Genomic DNA, 22,696 nt, shown 5'->3' on the forward strand with positions numbered 1-22,696 from the left:
AGCGGGCCATGCCCTCGGGCGGCCCGCTTCCCGGGTTCGGCCCGGCCCTGCGGCAGGCCGGGCGGGCTACTGTCCGGCTCGTCCTGGCCGCCGCGACGGCCTTCGGGTCGTACCTCTTCATCACCGTGCTCCTGCTCACCGCGATCGGAACGGTCGCGGTGGCCGGTGCCTTTCTGCTGCCGGAGACCGTGCTGCTGATCCGGCGGATCGCCGGGGCGAAACGGCAGCAGACCGCTGTGTGGACCGGCCGGGAGATCCCGGAGGCGTATCGGCCGCTCACCGGGACCGTGCGGGAGCGGGTGAGGACGGCCGTACGGGATCCGGGGACCTTCACCGACCTCCGCTGGATGGCGGCGTACTACCTGTACGGCTGGCTGCCCGTGCTGATGGTGCCGCTGTGGCCGGCCGGCCTGGTGGTGGACGGCGTGCGGTGCGGTCTGCTGCGGCGGCCCGCGGTCGTCCTGCCGTTGATCGGCCGGCTGGCCGACCTGGACGCGGCCTGGTCCACCGCCCTGCTCACGCCCTCGCCGAAGGCCCGGCTGGCCGAGCGGGTCGAGGAGCTGACGGAGACACGGGCGGACGCGATCGCCGCGCACGGTGCCGAACTGCGCCGTATCGAACGCGATCTGCACGACGGCACCCAGGCCCGGCTGGTCTCCCTGTCGATGCGGATCGGTCTGGCGAGACGGGCGTACGACACCGACCCCGAGGCCGCCCGCAGCATGCTGTCGCAGGCCCAGGACCTGGCGGAGGAGGCGCTGACCGAGCTGCGGCACGTGGTGCGCGGCGTCCATCCGCCGATCCTGACCGACCGGGGGCTGGCGGGGGCGGTGCGGGCACTGGCCGCGAGCAGCGGTCTGGAGGTGGCCGTGCACCTGGACGGCCTCACCGACGGGTCGCGGGCGCCCGCCGCCGTGGAGGCCGCGGCCTACTACGTGGTGGCCGAGGCGCTGACGAACGTGGCCAAGTACGGCGGGGTGGCGGAGGCCGGGGTGCGGCTGGCCCGGGTGCCGCGCGGGCTGCTGGTGCTGGTGCGGGACGAGGGGCAGGGCGGCGCCGACGAGTCGCGGGGCACCGGACTGCTCGGGATACGCCGCCGGGTCGCGGCGCTCGACGGAACGACGACCGTGACCAGCCCCCCGGGGGGTCCGACCGTGATCGAGGTGGAGCTGCCGTGCGTGTGGTGATCGCCGAGGACCACGCCCTGCTCCGGGAGGGCCTGGTCCTGCTGCTGACGTCCGCCGGGCACGAGGTCGCCGCCGTCGCCGGCAGCGGTCCCGAGATCCTGCCGGCTCTCCTCCGGCACCGCCCCGACGTGGCCGTACTCGATGTGCGGATGCCGCCGGACTTCCGTGACGAGGGCCTGCGCGCGGCGCTGGAGGCGCGCCGTAGGCTCCCGGGACTGCCGGTGCTGGTGCTCTCGCAGTACGTCGAGGAGTCGTACGCCGCCGAGTTGCTGGGTGGCGGGGCGAGCGGGGTGGGGTACCTGCTGAAGGACCGGGTGGGCAGGGTGGACGAGTTCCTCGACGCACTGGAGCGGGTCGCGGGCGGCGGCACCGCCCTGGACCCGGAGGTGGTGACGGAGTTGATGACGCGCCGCGAGGGCTCCCCGCTGGACTCGCTCACCCCGCGCGAGCGCGAGGTGCTGAAGCTGATGGCGGAGGGGCTCGACAACACGACCATCGCCCGGACGCTGGTGGTCACCGAGCGCGCGGTCAGCAAGCACATCGGCAACGTCTTCCTGAAACTGGGCCTGCCACCGAGCGACAGCGGACACCGCCGGGTGCTGGCGGTGCTGGTGTATCTGCACAACGTCTGATCCGCCGCCGGGATGAGCGGCCGGGGCACATGTACTGCGTACTCAGTAGCCGCGATTGTCGGCAGCCGCACGACGACGCGGCGGGGTGACCACGGGGACCCTGGTCGGGTCCACGGGCACAGCGGATACGAAGATGTCCGTCCCGTGCGAGGGCCGGGCGGCACCGGGGCCCGTCTTTCCCCGCCCGCGCGGACCATGGCCACAGGAGACCCACCGGAGCGACCGATGAGCATGCCCTGGCAGCGCTACGCCGAAGAACACACCCGCACCGTCGGCACGATGGCCGCGGTGCTGCTGTTCGCCGCGTTCCTGTTCGGCAGCGAGATCACCATGAGCGGCGAGGACCAGCCGCACGCCGTCGGGCTCACCATCGCGCTCGCCGCCGTCGGCTGCGGTGCCCTGTTCTGGCAGCGCACCCGGCCGCGCACGGTCGTCGCCGTCAGCGCGGCGGCCACCGCGGCCGCCGCCGGGCTGGGGCATCTGCCCACCCCGCTGCTGCTGGGCGCGCTGATGCTGGCGCTGTACCGGCTGGCGGTCGACACCGACCGGCCGACCGCACGCCGTCACTACTTCGGCAGTCTGGCGCTGGTGGTGAGCGCCGCCGTGGTCTTCGCCCCGGTGGGCATCCCCTGGCCGCTGGAGACGATCGGCCCGGCCGCCTGGCTGCTGCTGCCGGTCGTGGCGGGCAACGCCGTACGCCTGCAGGGTGCGTACGTGGAGGCCGTGCGGGCGCGGGCCGAGTACGCGGAGCGGAGCCGGGAGGAGGAGCTGCGGCACCGGGTCGCGGAGGAGCGGATGCGGATCGCCCGGGAGCTGCACGACGTGGTGGCCCACCATCTTGCGCTGGCCAACGCCCAGGCCGGCACGGCGGCCCACCTCTCGCGCACCGACCCCGACCAGGTGCACGGGATCCTGCGGGGCCTCGCCGGTACGACCGGCTCCGCGCTGCGCGAGCTGAAGGCGACGGTGGGGCTGCTGCGGCAGACCGGCGACCCCGATCCACCCCTCGCCCCCAACCCCGGCCTCGGACAACTGCCGAAGCTGACCGCGGCCTGTGCGTCCGCGGGGCTCGCCGTGCACGTCACCGTGGCGGGGACCCCGCGTCCGCTGACGGCGGGCGTGGACCTGACGGCGTACAGGATCGTGCAGGAAGCGCTGACCAACGTCGCCAAGCACGCCTCGGCCGAGGCCGCGTACGTCCGTATCGGCTGGTCCCCGGACCGTCTGGACCTCACGATCACCGACGACGGCACCGTGACCGCACCGGCCGCGACCGGCCCCGGTCACGGTTTCGGGCTGATCGGGATGCGGGAACGGGCACAGTCGGTCGGCGGTACCTTCACGGCCGGGCACCGCGACGGGGGCGGCTTCGAAGTCACCGCCCGGCTGCCGCTGTACCACCCCAGTACCACGGAACCGGAAGAAGAACGGACACCATGACCATCCGCGTGCTGCTCGCCGACGACCAGGCCCTGCTGCGGGCCACCTTCCGGATCCTGATCGACTCCTGCGACGACATGGAGGTGGTCGGCGAGGCCGCCGACGGCGCCGAGGCGGTCGCGCTCACCCGTGAGCTGCGGCCCGACATCGTGCTGATGGACATCCGGATGCCCGGCACCGACGGGCTGGCCGCCACGGCCGCCGTCTGCGCCGACCCGGAACTGTCCGGCGTCCGGGTGCTGATCCTCACCACGTTCGAGGTCGACGAGTACGTGGCGCAGGCACTGCGTTCCGGGGCCAGCGGCTTCCTGGGCAAGGACGTGACGGCCGAGGCGCTGCTGGCCGGGATCCGTACGGTCGCCGCCGGCGAGTCGCTGCTCTCCCCCACCGCGACCCGTACCCTCATCACCAGGTTCCTGGCCGCGCCCGCACCCGGCGCCCGGCTGGCCGCCCCTGAGCAGCTGCGGGTGCTCACCGCGCGCGAGCGCGAGGTGACGGCGCTCGCGGCACAGGGCCGTTCCAACGAGGAGATCGCCGGAAAGCTGTTCGTGTCCCCGCTGACCGTACGCACGCACATCCACCGGGCGATGACCAAGCTGGACGCCCGTGACCGCGCCCAACTCGTGGTGATGGCCTACCAGTCGGGACTGGTGCAGCCTCCGTCGGCCGGGGCCGACTGAGGCCTGTTCGGGGGAACCGGCGCCGCAAGGCGCGTGCGACGGCCGTGCCCGGTCCACATCTTCTGCGTGACCGCCCTGCCGCTGATCCCGCCCATGCTCGCCACCGCCGGCAGGCTCCCGTCCGCCGCGCAGGACGCCCGCTGGGCCTACGAGACCAAGCAGGACGGCCAGCGCGCGGTCGTGTATCTGCCCGGCGACGGAAGCGTGCTGCTGCGCGCCCGGTCCGGTGCGGAGATCACCGGAGCCTATCCCGAACTGCGCGCGCTGGGCGGGGCGCTGGGCCGGGTCCCGGCGATCCTGGACGGCGAGGTACTGGCCCTCGACGAACGCGGGCGCGCCGACTTCCAGTTGCTGCAGGGCCGGATGGGGCTGGCCCACGCCCCGGCGCGGGCGGCACGGCTGGCGTCCCGGGTCCCGGTCCACCTGGTGCTGTTCGACGTACTGCATCTGGAGGGTGGCCCGCTGCTGAGATTGCCGTACGCGGAGCGGCGGGCACGGCTCGAGGCACTGGCTCTCGACGGGGCCCACTGGTCGACGCCGGGAGCGGTCGTCGGGCATGGTGCCGAGGCGCTGCGGGCCACCCGGGAGCACGGCCTCGAGGGCCTGGTGTGCAAGCGGCTGGACTCGGTGTACGAACCGGGGGTGCGGTCCCGCGCCTGGATCAAGATCCGGAACATGCGGGCGGAGGACGTGATCGTCGGCGGCTGGCTGCCGGGCAAGGGACGGCTGACCGGGCTGCCGGGCGCGGTACTGGTGGGCCAGCGCTCCGCCGACGGGCGGCTGCGGTACGTCGGCGGGGTGGGTACCGGCTGGAGCGAGGCGGAGCGGACCGGACTGGCCGCGCTGCTGCGGGCCGCCGAAACCGGCGTGTGCCCCTTCGACCCGGTCCCGGCGGTCACGGGCGCGCACTGGGTGCTGCCCCGGCTGGTGGGCGAGCTCGGTTACAGCACCCGGACCCGGGCGGGCCTGCTGCGCCAGCCGTCCTGGCTGCGGCTGCGTCCGGACCTCGCGCCGGAGGATTCGGCGGCGGACCTGCCAGCGGAATTCGACGGCTGAACCGCCCTGTTCGTCGTCTTCCCCACCGCCGCCACCGGACGGAACGGCTACCCTGCGGCCTGCGGGACACGCTGAGCGACCACGACTTCTGCAGCGCCGACGCCGGCTGCGCCGGCCGCCGAAGGAACCGCTCCGGCCCCTCCGGTCCGCTCCGTGACCGACAGGATGTCGGAATCCGCGGTTGACCGGAAGGTCTATCGTGTCTGCCATGTCGGTGCCCGAGCTGATCCGTATCGTGTCCCGCGACTCGCCCATGGCCCTCGCCCAAGTGGCCCGTGTCCGCGCCGAGTTGGCCGCCCTCTACCCTCAGGTGCGCACCGAGGTCGTCCCGGTGAGGACGACCGGTGACAAGTGGCTGGGCGACCTGTCCAAGGTGGAGGGCAAGGGGGCGTTCACCAAGGAGGTGGACGCCGCGCTGCTGGCCGGCCAGGCCGATCTCGCCGTGCACTGTGTGAAGGACGTGCCGGCCGACCGGCCGCTGCCCGCGGGGACGATGTTCGCGGCGTTCCTGAAGCGGGACGACATCCGTGACGCCCTCGTCCACCCGGGCGGGCTGACGCTGGACCAGCTGCCGCCGGGCACCCGGATCGGCACCTCCTCGGTCCGCCGGATCGCGCAGCTGGCCGCCACCCACCCGCACCTGGAGTGCGTGCCGTTCCGGGGCAACGACAACCGCCGGCTGGAGAAGCTCGCCGCCGGGGACGCGGACGCGCTGCTGCTCGCGGTGGCGGGCCTGGAGCGGATCGGCCGTACGGACGTCATCAGCGAGGTGCTGGACCCGGAGACGATGATGCCGCCGATCGGCGCGGGCATCCTCGCGCTGCAGTGCCGGGAGGGCGACAGCGAGCTGATCGACGCGGTGAGCGGGCTCGGTGACCCGGACACCCACCGGGAGGCCACCGCCGAGCGGATGTTCCTCCATGTGCTCCAGGGACACTGCAACAGCCCGATCGCCGGGTACGCCCGTGTCGACCACGCGGGTGAACTGTCGCTGCGCGCCTGCGTGTTCACCCCGGACGGCAAGACCCGGCTGAACGCCCACGAATGGGCGGGCCGTCTCGACCCGGCCACGCTGGGCACCTCGGTCGCCGTGGCGCTGCTGCGGCAGGGCGCCCGCGAGATCATCGACGGGATCCCCCACTAGGGCGGCTACGGGCGGACATAGGGCCGGGTCATGATCTCCATGTTGTGGCCGTCCGGGTCGTCGAAGTAGGCGCCACGACCGCCGAACAGCCGGTTGATACTGCCGGGTTCGGAGTGGGCGGGGTCGGCGTAGTAGGTGACCCCGAGCACCTCCAACCGGGCGATCATCGTGTCGAACTGTTCGTCCGGCACGAGGAACGCGTAGTGCTGTGACTGGATCGGCTCGTCCCGCTTCTCGTAGTAGTCGAGCGTCACCCCGTTGCCGAGGTCGACGGGCAGGAACGGCCCGAACGGGGCGCCGGCCTTCAGACCGAGGATCACGGCGATGAACTCGGCGGACAGCTGCCGGTCGCTCGCGTAGACGGCGGTGTGGTTCAGCTGGACACCGGCCGCCGGCGGCTCGGATGCATGCGGGTACTGCGGGTGAGGGGACATCGGTGACGTTCTCCGGTCTCGGGATCCGCTGTGGTGCGGCGCCGCACACGGGCGCCGGGAGCAAAGACACGGAGAAGGGGGGCGGGCCTCTTGCCCGCCTCGTGCTCACGCCGAGGCCGGGAACCTCACTCGTGCGTGGCCCATGGCCGACCCGGCAGTCACCCGAGCGACGTTAGCGGTCGTCCCGGACGGGGGCAACGCCGTTTCCGGCCGTGCTCCAGATGTCCGCATCAGGCGGAGGAGCCGGGCTCCGTCTGGTCCTTGAGGAAGACGCTCACCTGGTGGGCCAGGCTGCCCGGTCCGGCGCCCTGGCAGGCGGTGGCGGCGGTCGACTCCAGTACGCCGATGCCGCCCGCCCACAGCCGGCGCTCGGTCCACTCCTCGTCGACGCGCAGATGGACCTGGATGTCCACCTGGGTCAGGGCGGCCTCCGGACCGGCGGCGTAGAGGACGGCGGTGGCGCGGCGCAGCGGGTAGACGTCGAAGCCCTCGATGAACTGGGAGTTGCGCCAGTCGATGAACGCGCCCTCCCCGTCGGGGCCGACCCGGACGTCGATCTGGCCGTCCTCCAGCTGGACGCTGTGATGGCGGGAGCCACGGTTCTCGATGGTCACCCGGGCGCTGAAGTACGTCAGACCGGCCGCGGCGTCGTCCCGGCCGCGGGGCGGCTCGGCCTCCTCCAGACGGTGGACGCGGACCCGCAGACCGGCATGCTCCTCGTACTCGTGCCAGTCCCCGACCACGTTCGGCTCGTACACAATGCCCCTCTCGACCCCCGCTGTTTATCTGTGCGCTCAGCGCACTGTCAAATGAGCGGAATGCGCTGTGGCCAGGGGATTCGCCCGCTTTGATCGCTGATCAAGCGTTGCGCAGGGCTTATCCCGCTCCGGGTCTTCGGGGCGGGTGGTGCCCGCGTGCCGCACATCACGTCGGCCGGCCGCCCACGGCAAGATCAGCGGGCCAGGCGGCCGAGCAGCGAGGAGGCGGCGGTGATACCGAGGGCCGCGGCGACCGCCAGCACACCGAAGTCGAGGGCGAGATGCGCGGGCGTGCCGAGCAGCAGGCCGCGCAGGGCGTCGACCTGATAGCTCAGCGGGTTGGCCTTGCTGACCGCCTGGAGCCAGCCGGGCATGATCGCCACGGGATAGAGGGCGTTGGAGCCGAAGAACAGGGGCATGGTGATCGCCTGCCCGATGCCCATCAGCCGGTCGCGGCTGAGGACGATGCCCGCGATGCTCATCGACAGGCAGGAGAAGAAGGCGGAGGCGAGGACGACGGCGAGGCCGACCCCGAGCAGTTTCAGCGGGTTCCAGGTGAGGGCGACCCCGAGGATCGCGGCGATGACGATCACCACGACGGCCTGGATCAGGGACTTCACCCCGGCCGCGAACGCCTTGCCGGTGATGAGTGCCGAGCGCGGGGTCGGGGTGACGAGGAGCTTGTTGAGGATGCCGGCGTCGCGTTCCCAGATGATCTGGATGCCGTAGAAGATGGCGATGAACATCGCGGACTGGGCGATGATGCCCGGCGCGAGGTAGTCGATGTAGGGGATGCCGCCGGTGGGTATCGCCTTGATCCGGGTGAAGGTCTGGCCGAAGATCAGCAGCCAGAGGGCGGGCTGTATCGCCCGGGTGTAGAGCTCGGTGCGGTCGTGGCGGAGTTTCTGCAGCTCGACGGCGCACATGGCGAGGACCCGGGCGGGCAGCAGCCGCCAGCCGGAGCGCGGCTTGGGCGGGGTGAGCAGCAGGGACGCCGCTCCCGTGTGCTCAGCCGACGCGGTTCGCGGTGCGGCGGGTGCTTCGGACATCGCGGAATCCTCCTGACTGCTCGTCGAGGCCGCTGCCGGCCACGTCGCGGAAGACGTCTTCGAGGGTGGGCAGGGTGTCGGTGCCCTGGCGTTCGGCCAGGCCCCGGCGGAGCTCGGTGGGCGTGCCGAGGGCGCGGATGCGGCCGCGGTGCATCAGGCCGACCCGGTGGCAGTGCTGGTCGGCCTCGTCCATGTAGTGGGTGGTGACGAGGACGGTCATGCCGGTGGCCTCGCGTACGGCGTTGATCTGGTCCCACACGCTGGTGCGGGCGATCGGGTCGAGGCCGATGGTGGGCTCGTCGAGGATCAGCAGCCGGGGTGCGCTGACCAGGGCCTGGGCCAGTTCGAGACGGCGGACCATGCCGCCGGAGTAGGTGCCCGCGAGCCGGTCGGCGGCGTCGGCGAGGTCGACGGCCTCCAGCGCCTGGGCGACCCGTTCGGCGCGTTCGCGCCGGGGGACGTCGAAGACACGGGCGAACAGGGCGACGTTCTCGCGTCCGGTGAGCCCGCTGTCGGCGGACAGCTGCTGCGGGACATAGCCGAGCAGCCGCCGTACGGCCATCCGGTCCCTGCCGGTGTCGTGGTCGAAGACGCGGACCATTCCGGCGGGCACGGGGAGCAGGGTGGTGATGCAGCGGATGGCGGTGGTCTTGCCGGCGCCGTTGGGGCCCAGCAGTCCGAAGACCTCGCCCTCGCCGACGGTCAGGTCGAGCCCGTCGACGGCCTTGGTGTCCCCGAAGGAGTACGAAAGCCCGGTGCAGGCGACTGCGGTGGTGTCCGGCGTCATGATTCCTCGGCCTCCTCGTTCAGGGTGACGGCCAGCCTGCGCAGCGCCGGAAGCGCCGCTCTCAGCGCTTCCCGGTCGGCCTCGTCGAGCCGGGCGACCCGGCCGGCGACGAGTTCCGTGCGGCGCCGCTGCCAGTCGGCGAGGCGTTCGGCGGCGGCCTCGGTCAGCAGCAGCCGGGCGGCACGGCGATCGGCGGGGTCGGTCTCCCGCAGCAGGTAGCCGTCCTTGACTAGCTGGTTGACCAGGGTCGACACCGAGTTGCTCGCCAGGTACAGCTCCTTGGCCGCGTCCGAGATGCCGATCCCCGGCCGCGACTCGACCAGGCGCAGCAGCTCGACCTCGGCGCCCCGCAGCCGGGGCAGCGCCAGCCCGCGGCGCAAGCGGCGGCGGATCAGCCGCTGGATGCCGAGAAGGGCGTCGCCCAGCTCTTCCGGAAAGGTCTGCGATTCCACACCTGGAAGATTACCTCTGCTACAGAGATATCTCCTTCAAGGGGGAGTCAAGGGAGACCCCGGCCGCGACTGTAGGCCACATGAGAACAATCTCACCTTTTCGGGTTAATTGTTTCCCTTTACCCTATTCAGGGCATTCGCAGATCAGTGCTTCGGACCGGAGGCACATGCGTGGGAGCCGGCTTCCGCCCGGCCGCCCCGTGACCCCCGACGGTCCGAGCGCGTTCCTCCCACGGTGTCAGTCCACCCAGCACATGCTGAGGGAGGTGCGCGCGATGCGTACCACCTGCAAACCCAGGTCCCATCCGCACGACGACGCCCCGGACACGGCCCAGGACTTCGTACGACTGGCCGAGCTGCCCGAGGGGCCGCAGCGCCGGGCGCTGCGGGACGAACTGGTCGAGCTCTGGCTGCCGATGGCCGAGCGCATCGCCGTACGGTTCCGCGGCCGCGGGGAGACCCTGGAGGATCTCTACCAGGTCGCCGCACTGGGACTGGTGAAGGCCGTCGACCACTATGCCCCGGAGCGTGGCCGGGCCTTCGAGGCGTACGCCGTGCCGACGATCACCGGCGAGATCAAGCGCCACTTCCGCGACCACATGTGGACCCTGCATGTCCCGCGCCGGGTCCAGGAGCTGCGCAACCGGGTCCGGGTCGCCCTCAAGGAGCTCGGTCAGACCACCCCGGGCCGCGCTCCCACCGTCGCCGAGATCGCCGCCCGCGCCCAGCTCACCGAGAGCGAGGTGCGCGCCGGGATGGAGGCGCTGGACTGCTACTCGGCGCTCTCGCTGGACGCCGAGGTGCCCGGCGGCGACGGTTACGTGCTCGGCGACACCCTCGGCGCCGACGACTCCGGCTACGACCTGATCGTCGACCGGACCGCGGCGGAGCCCTGTCTGCAGGGCCTGCCCGAGCGTGACCGGCTCATCCTCTACCTGCGGTTCTTCCGCGGTATGACGCAGAGCCGGATCGCAGAGCAGCTGGGCATCTCGCAGATGCATGTGTCCCGCCTGCTCAGCGCCTGTTTCGACCGACTGCGCGAGGAACTCCTGGCCGAGGTCTGAGCCTCACTCGACGGGCGGCGCGCCGGGGATCTGGGTCGGACCGTACCGCTCCAGGGCTTCCGCCAGTTCGGCGCGGATCTCGTCGGGCATGCCGCCGGTGCGCCCCCAGGCCAGGATGAGGTCCGCGACGTTGCGCAGCTTGATGTTGGTGTGCTGGGAGACCTCCTTGAGGATCTCCCACCCTTCGTCGGGCGTGACCCGGCCGAGGGCGACCACCATCCCGATGGCCTGGTCCACCACGGCATGGGAGGCGACGGCTTCCTTGAGCTGGTCGACCTCTTCCTGGAGGTGGAAAATCCTGTCAGGCTCGCTTTCGCCCATCCCCCCATCGTGTCACTCGTCCGGCCCCCTGCCACCGGGGTACTCGGCAGGCGTTTCTGCCGCTTCCGGTTGGAGACTGGTGTCAGACCGGTTCCCCAGCCGGCCCCGACACCAGGACACGAGCGCCATGAACAACGACATGCCTCCCCCTCCCCCCGGCCCCGCGAAGAAGAAGCGAGACGTCGTCTCCACGCACTCGGTCTTCGGGGCCCCCTGCTGGGTGAGCCTGACCAGTCGCGACCTCCAGGCCACGGAGGATTTCTACAGCGCCGTGCTCGGCTGGCGATGGCGCAGCGTCCGGCTCGGCGACCACTTCCGGATCGCCCTGGCGGACGGGGTGCCGGTCGCGGGCATCGCCGCGGTCGCCGCGATGTGGCAGATGGCGGTGGCCTGGACGCCGTACTTCGCCGTGCAGAACGCGGACGAGTCCGTCGCCCGGGCCCGTGAGCGTGGCGGCACGCCGGCGGTGGGGCCGCTGTCCTTTCCGCCCGGCCGGGCGGCGCTGATCGCCGACCGGGACGGCGCCGTCTTCGGCATCTGGGAGGGGGAACTGGTCTCCAACTGGGAGACCTGGCGCCGGGCCGCCCCGACCTTCATCCGCCTGCACACCCGCAACGCCTTCGACTCGGCGATCTTCTACGGCGAGGTCCTCGGCTGGGCCTCCGACAAACAGGGCTGCTGCGAGGTGGAGTACGAGGGCGGCGAGGTCGTGCTGCGCAGCCGGGGCGATGCCGTGGCCCGTATCGACTCGGGCGCGGTGGAGGCGGCGCCCGATCCGTCGGTACGGCCGCACTGGCAGGTCCACTTCGCGGTCACGGACGTGGGCGAGTGCGCACGGGCGGCCGAGAAACACGGCGGCAGCGTCCTGGAGGAGCAGGAGCTGGAGGCGATCCTGCGCGACCCGGACGGAGCCCAGTTCACCGTGACCGCCCGCCCGCTCCTCCCCTAGTCCTGCGGTCCTTGCCTCGGGACGGCTTGTCGTTGCCGCGGGACGGCCGGGACAGCAGGACCAGGCTGCGGGCCTCGACGCGCAGGCGGGTACCGGCCTTGCGTTCGCGTTCGTAGGGGATGCCGTCGGGTTCGGCGGTGTCGATGAGGGTGGTCCAGCGTTCGCCGTAGGAGTCGTCGGGCAGGCAGAAGTCGACCGGTTCCCAGTAGCCGTTGAGGAGCAGCAGGAACGAGTCGTCGACCAGGCGCCGCCCGTACGGGTCGCGTTCGGCGATGGCGTCGCCGTTGAGGAAGACGCCGACCGAGTGGGCGTCGGGGCGCTGCCAGTCCCGGTCGGTCATCTCGCGGGCGTCGGGCAGCAGCCACACCAGGTCGGGCAGCGGCTGCCCGGCATGGGTCGCGGTCTCGCCGCGGAAGAAGCGGCGTCGGCGCAGCACGGGATGGGCGGCGCGCAGTGCGATGACGTTCCGGGTGAAGTCGGTGAGGCTCCGCTGTTCCTCGGTCAGCTCCCAGTCGGTCCAGGAGACCTCGTTGTCCTGGCAGTAGGCGTTGTTGTTGCCGCGCTGGGTGCGGCCGAGTTCGTCGCCGTGGCCGATCATCGGGATGCCCTGCGAGAGCAGGAGCGTGGCGAGGAAGTTGCGCTGCTGGCGGGCCCTGAGTTCGAGCACGGCCGGGTCGGTGGTCTCGCCCTCGGCGCCGCAGTTCCAGGACCGGTTGTGGCTCTCGCCGTCCCGGTTGCCCTCGCCGTTGGCCTGGTTGTGCTTGTCGTTGTACGACACCAGGTCGCGCAGCGTGAAACCGTCGTGCGCGGTGACGAAGTTGACGCTCGCCCGCGGCCGCCGCCCGCTGCGCTGGTACAGGTCGGAGGAGCCGGTGAGCCGGGAGGCGAACTCGCCGAGCGAGCCCGGTTCGGCCCGCCAGAAGTCCCGTACGGCGTCCCGGTAGCGGCCGTTCCACTCCGACCACAGCGGCGGGAAGTTGCCGACCTGGTAGCCGCCCTCCCCCACGTCCCAGGGTTCGGCGATGAGCTTGACGCGGCTGATGACCGGGTCCTGCTGGATCAGGTCGAAGAACGCCGAAAGACGGTCCACCTCGTGGAACTGCCTCGCCAGCGTGGCCGCGAGGTCGAAGCGGAAGCCGTCGACATGCATCTCGGTCACCCAGTACCGCAGCGAGTCCATGATCAGCTGGAGCACATGCGGGTGCCGCATCAGCAGGCTGTTCCCGGTGCCGGTGGTGTCGTAGTAGTGCGCCCAGTCGCCGTCGACGAGGCGGTAGTAGGAGGCGTTGTCGATGCCCCGGAAGGACAGCGTGGGGCCCATCTCGTTGCCCTCGGCGGTGTGGTTGTAGACCACGTCGAGGATCACTTCGAGCCCGGCCGCGTGCAGCGCCTTCACCATCGCCTTGAACTCGTTGACCTGCTGGCCCCGGCTGCCGAAGGCGGCGTAGGCGTTGTGCGGGGCGAAGAACCCGATGGTGTTGTAGCCCCAGTAGTTGGACAGCCCCCGGTCCTGGAGGACGCCGTCCTGCACGAACTGGTGGACCGGCATCAGCTCGACCGCCGTGACGCCGAGCGCGGTCAGATGCTCCAGGACCGCCGGGTGCGCGAGACCGGCGTAACTGCCCCTGAGCCGTTCGGGTACCTCCGGATGGGTGGCGGTGAGGCCGCGGACATGGGCCTCGTAGATCACCGAGTCGGAGTACGCCCGCAGAGGCGGCCGGTCGTCGCCCCAGTCGAAGTAGGGGTCGGTGACCACGCCGAGCATCGAGTGCCCGGCGCTGTCGCCGGGGGCCGGCCCGCCCGGGGTGCGCTCGTACAACGACGTATGGTTGTCGATCTGGCCGTCGACCGCCCGGGCGTACGGATCCAGGAGCAGTTTCGCCGGATTGCAGCGGTGGCCGAGGTCCGGGTCCCAGGGACCGGTGACCCGGTAGCCGTAACGCTGCCCGGGGCCGACCCCGGGCAGATAGGCGTGCCAAACGAAGCCGTCGACCTCGTTCATCGGCACCGGCCGCCGGGTCCCGGCGTCGTCCACCAGGATCAGTTCGACGTGCTCGGCGACCTCGCTGAACAGGGCGAAGTTGGTGCCCTGCCCGTCGAAGGAGGCCCCCAACGGGTAGGGGTGCCCGCTCCACACGGGCACCCCTTTCCGGGACTTCCTCGCCGTCACCGGGCGCCCGCCAGGACCCCGTCGGCGGGTTCGGCCAACTGGGCGACCGGGGCGGCGCGGGGCACCCGCAGCGTCCGGCGGATGCTGGGCGCAGGCGCGGTCGGGACCAGCGGGACGCGCTCGCCGGCCCGGGCCCGCTGCGAGAACCAGATGATCTTGCTGCCGGTGTCCGAGGCACAGCAGCCCCAGCCGTCGCTCATGGCGGCGATGTGCGCCAGGCAGGAGCGCAGATCCTGGTCGGGGCGGAGATCGCGGTCGTCGTCGCCGATCGCGGTGATGAGGTGCTGCCCGTTCCACCACATCTCGATGGACGTGTGCTTGTCCGTGGCGTGCTGGTCGATGGCATGCAGCAGCAGTTCGGCGCCGCCGCAGACGGGGTCCACGAGATTGTCGAGATCCCAGTAACGGAGATGGGCGGCCAGGATACGGCTGACCTGTCCGACCCGTTCCGGGCTCACCTCCACGTCGAGGTGGTAGTAGCAGGGCACTGCGGTCTTCATTGTCGCTAGCTCCTCACCGGCGAAGCTCCCGCTCCCCCTCACCCACCCGGAAATCCGTTCCGGACGCACAGCGTGAGCAGTTGATCGCTCCTGAGTCACCTTCACTGTGGGGCCGCTACGCCATTCGTGCAACACGAGAGCCGCACGGGGTGGTTGAAGATCCAACAAGACGCTCGGTGATGACACGTGCACCATGAGTGAAAGCCTCGATTCGCCGTAACGGCTCCGTGCCTCTCCGTGCCCGGACGCTCCCCCGAACGTCGGGGACACGTGCCCACTCGAGAGCGTCGGAAGGAAAGACACGGCCATGCTGCTACCCGCGAAGGCCGAGGTGGCCCGGCAGCTGCGGCGCTACCGGGCGTGGGAGCGAGTGATGCTCGCCTCGCCGCAGGACCGCGAGGTGCGCTCCACCTTCGAGGACTCGGGCTACACGCTGTGCGTGCTGATGGGCAAGCGCTGTGCCCGGGAGGCTGTGGACGCGGCCGAGCGCTATCTGCGCACCAGCCTCGTCACCTATCTGCGGGAACAGGGCGGCAGGGCCCAGCTGAGCGAGAAGGTCCGCCGCGGTCCGCCGTCGGACCGGAGTTCCGCGAGGCAGTGATCCCGAAGACGGACCCCGCGGGAAGACACCGGTCTTCCGGCGCATCACGGACCGTGGAGCCGGGCCCCGGGCCCGGCTCCACGCACGGCGGAGGTGAGACCCATGAAGGCGACTGAGGCCATCGGCCGTGTTCCGGTGCGCGACGTCCGGCCGGCCGTGGAGTGCGGGAGACATCCGGCGAAGGCGGTCCCGGGCGAGACGTTCGAGGTCACCGCGACCGTCTTCCGCGAGGGGCATGACGCCGTCGGCGCCAATGTGGTGCTGTGCGACCCCGAGGGCCGCCCCGGTCCGTGGACGCCGATGCGGGAGTCGGTCCCCGGTACCGACCGCTGGGGCGCCGAGGTCACCCCGGACGCGACGGGCCGCTGGACGTTTCACGTGGAGGCCTGGAGCGCCCCGCTGACCACCTGGCGGCAGCACGCGCGGGTGAAGATCCCGGCCGGCATCGACACCGGTCTGGTCCTGGAGGAGGGCGCGGAGCTGTACGAGCGCGCGGCCGCCGGGGTTCCCGAAGGCCCCGAGCGCGAGCGGGTGCTGGCGGCGGCACGGGCCCTGGGCGACGACAGCCAGCCCCTCGCCACACGGCTGGCGTGCGCGCTGGCCCCCGAGGTGGACGAGATCCTCGTCCGGCATCCGCTGCGGGAACTGGTCACCGCCTCCGAGCCGCTGCCGCTCCTCGTGGAGCGCGAACGGGCCCTGTACGGCTCCTGGTACGAGTTCTTCCCGCGCTCCGAGGGCACGCCCGAGCGGCCGCACGGCACTTTCCGGACAGCCGCCCGGCGGCTGAAGCCGATCGCCGACATGGGCTTCGACGTCGTCTACCTCCCGCCGATCCATCCGATCGGGACCACGTTCCGCAAGGGCCGCAACAACACCCTGACCCCGGGGCCGGACGACGTGGGCGTGCCCTGGGCGATCGGCTCCCCCGAGGGCGGGCACGACGCGGTCCATCCGGACCTGGGCACCGTCGAGGACTTCCAGTGGTTCGTGGAGCAGGCGAAGGGGCACGGCCTCGAAGTCGCCCTGGACTTCGCGTTGCAGTGCTCGCCGGACCATCCGTGGGTGGAGAAGTACCCCGAGTGGTTCCACCACCGGTCCGACGGGACCATCGCCTACGCCGAGAACCCGCCGAAGAAGTACCAGGACATCTACCCGATCGCCTTCGACGCCGACATGGACGGCCTGGTCGCCGAGACCGTCCGCGTGCTGCGGCACTGGATGTCCTGCGGGGTGCGGATCTTCCGCGTCGACAACCCGCACACCAAACCGGTCGTCTTCTGGGAGCGGGTGATCGGGGAGATCAACGCGGCCGACCCGGACGTCATCTTCCTCGCCGAGGCCTTCACCCGCCCCGCGATGATGCGCACCCTCGCCCAGATCGGCTTCCAGCAGTCGTACACGTACTTCACCTGGCGCAACACCAAGCAGGAACTCACCGAGTACCTCACGGAGCTGTCGGGCGAGTCCGCCGCCTGGATGCGGCCGAACTTCTTCGCCAACACCCCCGACATCCTGCACGAGTACCTGCAGCACGGTGGCCGCCCCGCCTTCGAGACCCGCGCCGTGCTCGCCGCCACCCTCTCCCCCACCTGGGGCATCTACAGCGGCTACGAACTCTGCGAGAACACCCCGCTCAGGGAAGGCAGCGAGGAGTACCTCGACTCCGAGAAGTACCAGCTCAAGCCCCGCGACTGGGCACGCGCCGAAACGGACGGCATCGCACCCCTCGTCACCCGCCTCAACACCGTCCGGCGTGCCCATCCGGCGCTCCGGCAGCTGCGCAACCTGACCTTCCACCACACGGACAACGACTCCGTGATCGCGTACAGCAAGCGCTCCGGGACGGACACGGTTGTGGTTGTCGTCAACCTCGATCCGCACCACACCCAGGAGGCGACGGTCTCGTTGGACATGCCGCGACTCGGCCTGGACTGGAACTCCGCCCTGTCCGTGCGGGACGAACTGACGGGTGAGACCTACTCATGGGGCAGGACCAACTATGTGCGCCTCACGCCCGGCCGGACGCCGGCGCATGTGCTCCAGGTAGGGCGACCGACCCCAGCGAACGGAGGACCCAGCGCGCCATGACTGTCAACGACCCCGTCCCGGACACCTTCGAGGACACCCCTGCCAAGGACCGGGACCCGGACTGGTTCAAACGCGCCGTCTTCTACGAGGTCCTGGTCCGCTCCTTCCAGGACAGCGACGGCGACGGAATCGGCGACCTCAAGGGCCTGACAGCCAAGCTCGATTATCTGCAGTGGCTGGGCGTCGACTGTCTCTGGCTCCCCCCGTTCTTCAAGTCCCCGCTGCGAGACGGCGGTTACGACGTCGCCGACTACACCTCCGTACTCCCCGAGTTCGGTGACCTCGCCGATTTCGTGGAGTTCGTGGACGCCGCCCACCAGCGCGGTATGCGCGTCATCATCGACTTCGTCGTCAACCACACCAGCGACCAGCACCCGTGGTTCCAGGAGTCCCGCAAGAACCCCGACGGGCCGTACGGCGACTACTACATGTGGGCCGACGACGACAAGCAGTACCAGGACGCGCGGATCATCTTCGTCGACACCGAGGTCTCCAACTGGACCTTCGACCCCGTGCGCGGCCAGTACTACTTCCACCGTTTCTTCTCCCACCAGCCCGACCTCAACTACGAGAACCCGGCGGTGCAGGAGGAGGTCCTGGCGGCTCTCCGGTTCTGGCTGGACCTGGGCATCGACGGCTTCCGGCTGGACGCGGTGCCCTACCTGTACGCGGAGGAGGGCACCAACTGCGAGAACCTGCCGCCCACCCATGAGTTCCTGAGGCGGGTCCGCCGCGAGATCGACGCGATGTATCCGGACACTGTGCTGCTGGCGGAGGCGAACCAGTGGCCGGAGGACGTGGTCGACTACTTCGGCGACTACGAGAAGGGCGGGGACGAGTGCCACATGGCATTTCACTTCCCCGTGATGCCGCGGATCTTCATGGCCGTGCGCCGGGAGTCCCGCTACCCGGTCTCGGAAATCCTCGCCAAGACCCCCGCCATCCCCTCCGGCTGCCAGTGGGGCATCTTCCTGCGCAATCACGACGAGCTGACCCTGGAGATGGTCACCGACGAGGAACGCGACTACATGTGGGCCGAGTACGCGAAGGACCCGCGGATGCGCGCCAACATCGGCATCCGCCGCCGCCTCGCGCCCCTTCTCGACAACGACCGCAACCAGATCGAGCTGTTCACCGCACTCCTGCTCTCCCTCCCCGGCTCGCCGATCCTCTACTACGGCGACGAGATCGGCATGGGCGACAACATCTGGCTCGGTGACCGGGACGCCGTCCGCACCCCCATGCAGTGGACGCCGGACCGCAACGCCGGCTTCTCGACCTGCGACCCGGGACGCCTCTACCTGCCGACCATCATGGACCCGGTCTACGGCTACCAGGTCACCAACGTCGAGGCGTCCATGTCCTCCCCGTCCTCCCTGCTCCACTGGACCCGGCGGATGATCGAGATCCGCAAGCAGAATCCCGCCTTCGGACTGGGGTCCTACACCGAACTGCAGTCCTCCAACCCGGCGGTGATCGCGTTCCTGCGGGAGTACGAGGACGACCTCGTCCTCTGCGTGCACAACTTCTCCCGCTTCGCCCAGCCCACCGAGCTCGATCTGCGGGTCTACGACGGCCGGCATCCGGTGGAGCTGATCGGCGGGGTGCGGTTCCCCGCCATCGGTGAACTCCCGTATCTGCTCACCCTTGCGGGACACGGCTTCTACTGGTTCCGGCTCTCCCGGGTCGCCTCCCACATCGGCCGGCGGCGCTGAGCGTGCGGAGCCGAGGAAAGGACGCGTCACCATGGTGAAGACCGTTGACCTGCCCAGGAGCACGGCGGCAGGTCTCGACCGGCCGTTGGCCTCGCTGGGCGGGCTGCTGCGCGACTGGCTGCCCCGGCAGCGCTGGTTCGCGGGCAAGGACCGGCCTGTCACTGATCTGTCCGTGCTGTCCGTGACCGAGCTCTTCCCCGGCTGTCTGCATCTGCTCGTCCACGCCGACCACTCCCAGGGCGGGGGCGCCTCCCCGTCCGGCGACTGCTACCAACTCCTGCTCGGCGTGCGCGAACACCGCGCGCCCCGGCTGGAACGGGCGTACATCGGCCGGGCCGAGGAGGGTCCGCTGGCCGGGCTCGCGGTGTACGACGCCCTGTACGACCCGCACGCCGCCGAACTGCTGCTGGAACGGCTGCGGATCCCCGGCACGGTGGGTCCGCTGCGCTTCGAGACGGCCCCGGATGCGCGGATACCCGGCGGACTCGCGCCCCGGTTGCTGGACGCCGAGCAGTCCAACTCCTCGCTGGTGTACGGCGACTCCTACATCCTGAAGGTGTTCCGCCGGATCCAGCCCGGCATCAACCCGGATCTGGAGGTGCCCGGCGCGCTGGCCGCGCAGGGCTGCGCGCGGGTACCGGCGCCGGTGGCCTGGTTCCGCACCACCGAGCCGAGTCCCGCGACCCTCGGGGTGCTGCAGCCCTTCCTGCCCGACGCGGCCGACGGCTGGACCCTGGCCCTGCGCGCGCTCGCGGCCGGGGACGACTTCGCCACCGAGGCCCATGAGTTGGGGCGGGCCACCGCGGACGTGCATCTCGCGCTCGCCACCGCCTTCCCGTCCGCCGTCCACGAGGAGCACGGCCGTACGGCGGAGGCGATGTCCGCCCGGCTGGACGCGGCCGCCCTCGCCGTCCCGGCGCTGCGGCCGTTCGTACCCGGGCTTCGCGGTGCCTTCGACGCGCTCGCCACCTGCGACTCCGGGCCGCCCGTCCAGCGGATCCACGGCGATCTCCATCTGGGGCAGGTGCTGTGGGCGGACCGCGAGTGGTTCGTCATCGACTTCGAGGGCGAGCCGTCCCGGCCGCTCGCCGAGCGGCGCGGCAACCAGTCGCCGGTCCGCGATGTGGCCGGCATGCTGCGGTCCTTCGACTACGCGGCCCGGCAGCGCCGCCCCTGGCGTCCGGAGTGGGCGCGCCGTTGCCGGGAGGCGTACTGTGCGGGCTACGCGGACCGGGCGGGCTGGGACCCGCGCAAGAAACACGCGCTGCTGCGGGCCCAAGAGACGGACCGCGCGGTGTACGAGGTGGTGTACGAGGCCCGGCACCGGCCGGCCTGGCTTCCGGTTCCGATGGCCGCGATCGAGCGGCTCGCCCGCTGGGGAGGCTGACCTGATGGCACTGCGTGACTCCGCGCTCCCCGAGCCCTCCGGCCCCTCCCGGCCCACGGCCCCGCCCCTGGACCCCGCCGACCGTGAGCGCCTCCTCGCGGGCGCCCACCACGATCCGCACGCCCTGCTGGGCGCCCACCCGGTGGACGGCGGCACCCTCGTCCGCGCGCTGCGCCCGCAGGCCCGCGCCGTGAGTGTGCTCGTCGACGGGGCGCGCAGCCCTCTGGCGTCGGAGGGCGACGGACTCTTCGCGGCCGTGCTGCCGTACGCCGAGGTCCCGTCGTACACCCTCCTCGTCGAGTACGAGGACGGCGAGCACGAGGTCCACGACCCGTACCGCTTCCTGCCCGCGCTCGGCGAGTTCGACCTGCATCTGATCCGTGAGGGGCGGCACGAACAGCTGTGGAAGGCGCTCGGCGCCGAGCCGATGACCCATGACGGGGTGCCGGGGACACGGTTCACGGTGTGGGCGCCCAACGCCCGCGGGGTGCGGGTGGCGGGGGACTTCACGTGCTGGAACGGCACGCAGTACCCGATGCGCTCGCTGGGCGCCGCCGGGGTGTGGGAGCTGTTCCTGCCGGACGTGGGCGAGGGTGCCCGGTACAAGTTCGAGATCACGTCCCGGCACGGTGGCCGGTTCCTCAAGGCCGACCCGATGGCCCGGGGGACGGAGGTACCGCCGGCGACCGCCTCGGTCGTGACGGTCTCGCGTCATGAGTGGGACGACGGGGAGTGGATGGCGCACCGGGGCGACACCCCCGTGCACGAGGCGCCGTTCTCGGTGTACGAGATCCATCTGCCGTCCTGGCGGCCGGGCCTGACCTATCGTCAACTCGCCGAGGAACTTCCCGCGTACGTCGACGACCTCGGTTTCACCCACGTCGAGTTCATGCCGGTCGCGGAGCATCCCTTCGGCGGCTCCTGGGGCTACCAGGTCACCGGCTTCTACGCGCCGACCTCCCGGCTCGGCACCCCCGACGACTTCAGGTACCTGATCGATGCCCTGCACCGGGCCGGGATCGGCGTGATCATGGACTGGGTGCCGGCGCACTTCCCCAAGGACGACTGGGCGCTGGCCCGCTTCGACGGGGATCCGTTGTACGAGCCCGGGGACGAGCGGCGGGCCGAGCATCCGGACTGGGGGACCTACGAGTTCGACCTCGGGCGGGTGGAGGTGCGCAACTTCCTGGTCGCCAACGCCGTGTACTGGTGCGAGGAGTTCCACATCGACGGCCTGCGGGTGGACGCGGTCGCCTCGATGCTCTACCTCGACTACTCACGGGACTCCGGGCAGTGGACGCCCAATGTGTTCGGCGGGCGCGAGGACCTGGACGCGGTGGCGTTCCTGCAAGAGATGAACGCGACCGTGTACCGGCGGGCGCCGGGCGTGGTGACCATCGCCGAGGAGTCCACCGCGTGGGACGGGGTGACCCGCCCGACCGACAGCGGCGGTCTGGGGTTCGGGCTGAAGTGGAACATGGGCTGGATGCACGACTCGCTGGAGTACATCCGGCACGAGCCGGTCCACCGCAAGTACCACCACGACGAGATGACCTTCTCGATGGTCTACGCGTACAGCGAGAACTACGTGTTGCCCATCTCCCACGACGAAGTGGTGCACGGGAAGCGGTCCCTGGTGTCGAAGATGCCGGGCGACTGGTGGCAGCAGCGTGCCGACCACCGCGCGTATCTGGCCTTCATGTGGGCCCATCCGGGCAAGCAACTGCTCTTCATGGGGCAGGAGTTCGCCCAGGGCGGCGAGTGGTCGGAGGCCGACGGCCCCGACTGGTGGCTACTCGACCCGGAGTACGGCGCCGAGGCCGATCACCGGGGCGTGCGGGATCTTGTCCGTGATCTCAACTCCGTGTACCGCACACGCCCCGCCCTGTGGCAGCGCGACACCGATCCGGCGGGTTTCCAGTGGGTCCTGGGGGACGCGGCCGAGGACAACGTCTTCGCCTTCCTGAGGTTCGACGCCGAGGCCCGGCCGTTGCTGGCGGTCTCCAACCTCTCCCCCGTCGTCCGTCCCGGCTACCGTCTGAACGTGCCCAAGGGGACGCCCGTCTGGCGGGAGATCCTCAACACCGACAGCGCTCGCTACGGCGGCGGGGACGTCGTCGGCCGGGGGCCGCTGCTCGCCGACGACGGCACTCTGCGGCTCACACTGCCGCCGCTCGGCACCGTGTGGCTGGAGCCCGTCGCCCCGTAGCCCGCCGACGGCACCGTCACGTGTTCCCGCGGCCCGGTCCGGGCAGCACGGGGTGAGAGCCTGTGCCACATGC

At 71.1% G+C, this 22,696-nt stretch carries 21 protein-coding genes; 13 read left to right on the forward strand and 8 right to left on the reverse strand.

Annotated features, from left to right (window positions below; translation table 11 throughout):
• The first annotated feature begins 8 nt into the window (after nt 1-8).
• From EDD90_RS01775 to hemC, 6 genes are all read left to right on the forward strand, one after another.
• The gene (locus EDD90_RS01775; protein ID WP_123980778.1) at nt 9-1,187 is read left to right on the forward strand and encodes a histidine kinase; all 1,179 of its coding nucleotides are present in this window, start codon (nt 9-11) and stop codon (nt 1,185-1,187) included.
• A complete protein-coding gene (locus EDD90_RS01780; protein ID WP_123971399.1) occupies nt 1,175-1,819 on the forward strand; it encodes a response regulator transcription factor in 645 nt (214 codons plus the stop codon). Before EDD90_RS01775 ends, EDD90_RS01780 begins: the two co-directional genes overlap by 13 nt.
• Nucleotides 1,820-2,044: 225 nt before the next feature.
• Nucleotides 2,045-3,259 carry a sensor histidine kinase gene (locus EDD90_RS01785; protein WP_123971400.1) on the forward strand — a complete coding sequence of 405 codons (1,215 nt, stop codon included), beginning with the start codon at nt 2,045-2,047 and terminating at the stop codon, nt 3,257-3,259.
• The gene (locus EDD90_RS01790) at nt 3,256-3,939 is read left to right on the forward strand and encodes a response regulator transcription factor (RefSeq protein ID WP_123971401.1); all 684 of its coding nucleotides are present in this window, start codon (nt 3,256-3,258) and stop codon (nt 3,937-3,939) included. The genes EDD90_RS01785 and EDD90_RS01790 overlap by 4 nt, the downstream gene beginning before the upstream one ends.
• 93 nt (nt 3,940-4,032) lie before the next feature.
• Nucleotides 4,033-4,995 carry an ATP-dependent DNA ligase gene (locus EDD90_RS01795; RefSeq protein WP_123980780.1) on the forward strand — a complete coding sequence of 321 codons (963 nt, stop codon included), beginning with the start codon at nt 4,033-4,035 and terminating at the stop codon, nt 4,993-4,995.
• 208 nt (nt 4,996-5,203) lie between these two features.
• The gene (hemC, locus tag EDD90_RS01800; protein WP_123971402.1) at nt 5,204-6,139 is read left to right on the forward strand and encodes a hydroxymethylbilane synthase; all 936 of its coding nucleotides are present in this window, start codon (nt 5,204-5,206) and stop codon (nt 6,137-6,139) included.
• Nucleotides 6,140-6,144: 5 nt separating this feature from the next.
• On the opposite strand, the gene EDD90_RS01805 is transcribed toward hemC, so the two are convergent.
• The 5 genes from EDD90_RS01805 to EDD90_RS01825 all read right to left on the reverse strand — a co-directional run bounded on the left by EDD90_RS01805 (nt 6,145) and on the right by EDD90_RS01825 (nt 9,619).
• A complete protein-coding gene (locus EDD90_RS01805) occupies nt 6,145-6,573 on the reverse strand; it encodes a VOC family protein (RefSeq protein WP_123971403.1) in 429 nt (142 codons plus the stop codon).
• Between the two features lie 230 nt (nt 6,574-6,803).
• Complete coding sequence (locus EDD90_RS01810; protein WP_123971404.1) at nt 6,804-7,331, reverse strand: hypothetical protein; 528 nt, start codon at nt 7,329-7,331, stop codon at nt 6,804-6,806.
• Nucleotides 7,332-7,525: 194 nt separating this feature from the next.
• Nucleotides 7,526-8,380 carry an ABC transporter permease gene (locus EDD90_RS01815; RefSeq protein WP_123971405.1) on the reverse strand — a complete coding sequence of 285 codons (855 nt, stop codon included), beginning with the start codon at nt 8,378-8,380 and terminating at the stop codon, nt 7,526-7,528.
• Nucleotides 8,340-9,167 carry an ABC transporter ATP-binding protein gene (locus tag EDD90_RS01820; RefSeq protein ID WP_123971406.1) on the reverse strand — a complete coding sequence of 276 codons (828 nt, stop codon included), beginning with the start codon at nt 9,165-9,167 and terminating at the stop codon, nt 8,340-8,342. Before EDD90_RS01820 ends, EDD90_RS01815 begins: the two co-directional genes overlap by 41 nt.
• Nucleotides 9,164-9,619 carry a MarR family winged helix-turn-helix transcriptional regulator gene (locus EDD90_RS01825; protein ID WP_123971407.1) on the reverse strand — a complete coding sequence of 152 codons (456 nt, stop codon included), beginning with the start codon at nt 9,617-9,619 and terminating at the stop codon, nt 9,164-9,166. Before EDD90_RS01825 ends, EDD90_RS01820 begins: the two co-directional genes overlap by 4 nt.
• 275 nt (nt 9,620-9,894) lie before the next feature.
• On the opposite strand from EDD90_RS01825, the gene EDD90_RS01830 reads away from it, so the two are divergent.
• Nucleotides 9,895-10,683 carry an RNA polymerase sigma factor SigF gene (locus EDD90_RS01830; RefSeq protein ID WP_123971408.1) on the forward strand — a complete coding sequence of 263 codons (789 nt, stop codon included), beginning with the start codon at nt 9,895-9,897 and terminating at the stop codon, nt 10,681-10,683.
• A 3-nt stretch (nt 10,684-10,686) separates the two neighbouring features.
• On the opposite strand, the gene EDD90_RS01835 is transcribed toward EDD90_RS01830, so the two are convergent.
• Complete coding sequence (locus EDD90_RS01835) at nt 10,687-11,004, reverse strand: ANTAR domain-containing protein (protein ID WP_123971409.1); 318 nt, start codon at nt 11,002-11,004, stop codon at nt 10,687-10,689.
• Nucleotides 11,005-11,131: 127 nt separating this feature from the next.
• On the opposite strand from EDD90_RS01835, the gene EDD90_RS01840 reads away from it, so the two are divergent.
• Complete coding sequence (locus EDD90_RS01840) at nt 11,132-11,953, forward strand: VOC family protein (RefSeq protein WP_185148874.1); 822 nt, start codon at nt 11,132-11,134, stop codon at nt 11,951-11,953.
• Here EDD90_RS01840 and glgX read toward each other — a convergent pair.
• Both glgX and EDD90_RS01850 read right to left on the reverse strand, forming a co-directional pair.
• Entirely contained in the window at nt 11,922-14,096 is a 2,175-nt protein-coding gene (gene glgX / locus EDD90_RS01845) for a glycogen debranching protein GlgX (RefSeq protein ID WP_123971411.1), read from the reverse strand. The genes EDD90_RS01840 and glgX overlap by 32 nt on opposite strands.
• A gap of 23 nt (nt 14,097-14,119) precedes the next feature.
• Nucleotides 14,120-14,623, reverse strand: a complete 504-nt coding sequence (locus EDD90_RS01850; RefSeq protein WP_123971412.1) for a pep a2 — start codon at nt 14,621-14,623, stop codon at nt 14,120-14,122.
• Nucleotides 14,624-14,930: 307 nt separating this feature from the next.
• On the opposite strand from EDD90_RS01850, the gene EDD90_RS01855 reads away from it, so the two are divergent.
• The 5 genes from EDD90_RS01855 (at nt 14,931) to glgB (ending at nt 22,623) form a co-directional block, all read left to right on the forward strand.
• Nucleotides 14,931-15,224, forward strand: coding sequence for a DUF5133 domain-containing protein (locus EDD90_RS01855; RefSeq protein WP_123971413.1), 294 nt, complete (start codon nt 14,931-14,933; stop codon nt 15,222-15,224).
• Nucleotides 15,225-15,326: 102 nt separating this feature from the next.
• Nucleotides 15,327-17,312 carry an alpha-1,4-glucan--maltose-1-phosphate maltosyltransferase gene (locus EDD90_RS01860; protein ID WP_123971414.1) on the forward strand — a complete coding sequence of 662 codons (1,986 nt, stop codon included), beginning with the start codon at nt 15,327-15,329 and terminating at the stop codon, nt 17,310-17,312.
• The gene (gene treS, locus EDD90_RS01865; RefSeq protein WP_123971415.1) at nt 17,309-19,027 is read left to right on the forward strand and encodes a maltose alpha-D-glucosyltransferase; all 1,719 of its coding nucleotides are present in this window, start codon (nt 17,309-17,311) and stop codon (nt 19,025-19,027) included. The genes EDD90_RS01860 and treS overlap by 4 nt, the downstream gene beginning before the upstream one ends.
• 31 nt (nt 19,028-19,058) lie before the next feature.
• Nucleotides 19,059-20,414 carry a maltokinase N-terminal cap-like domain-containing protein gene (locus EDD90_RS01870; RefSeq protein WP_123971416.1) on the forward strand — a complete coding sequence of 452 codons (1,356 nt, stop codon included), beginning with the start codon at nt 19,059-19,061 and terminating at the stop codon, nt 20,412-20,414.
• A 4-nt stretch (nt 20,415-20,418) separates the two neighbouring features.
• On the forward strand, nt 20,419-22,623 hold the full coding sequence (gene glgB, locus EDD90_RS01875; RefSeq protein ID WP_123971417.1) for a 1,4-alpha-glucan branching enzyme: 2,205 nt from the start codon (nt 20,419-20,421) through the stop codon (nt 22,621-22,623).
• Nucleotides 22,624-22,696: the final 73 nt, after the last annotated feature.

The sequence above is a fragment of the Streptomyces sp. Ag109_O5-1 genome (assembly GCF_003814875.1).
Classification (GTDB): Bacteria; Actinomycetota; Actinomycetes; order Streptomycetales; family Streptomycetaceae; genus Streptomyces; species Streptomyces sasae.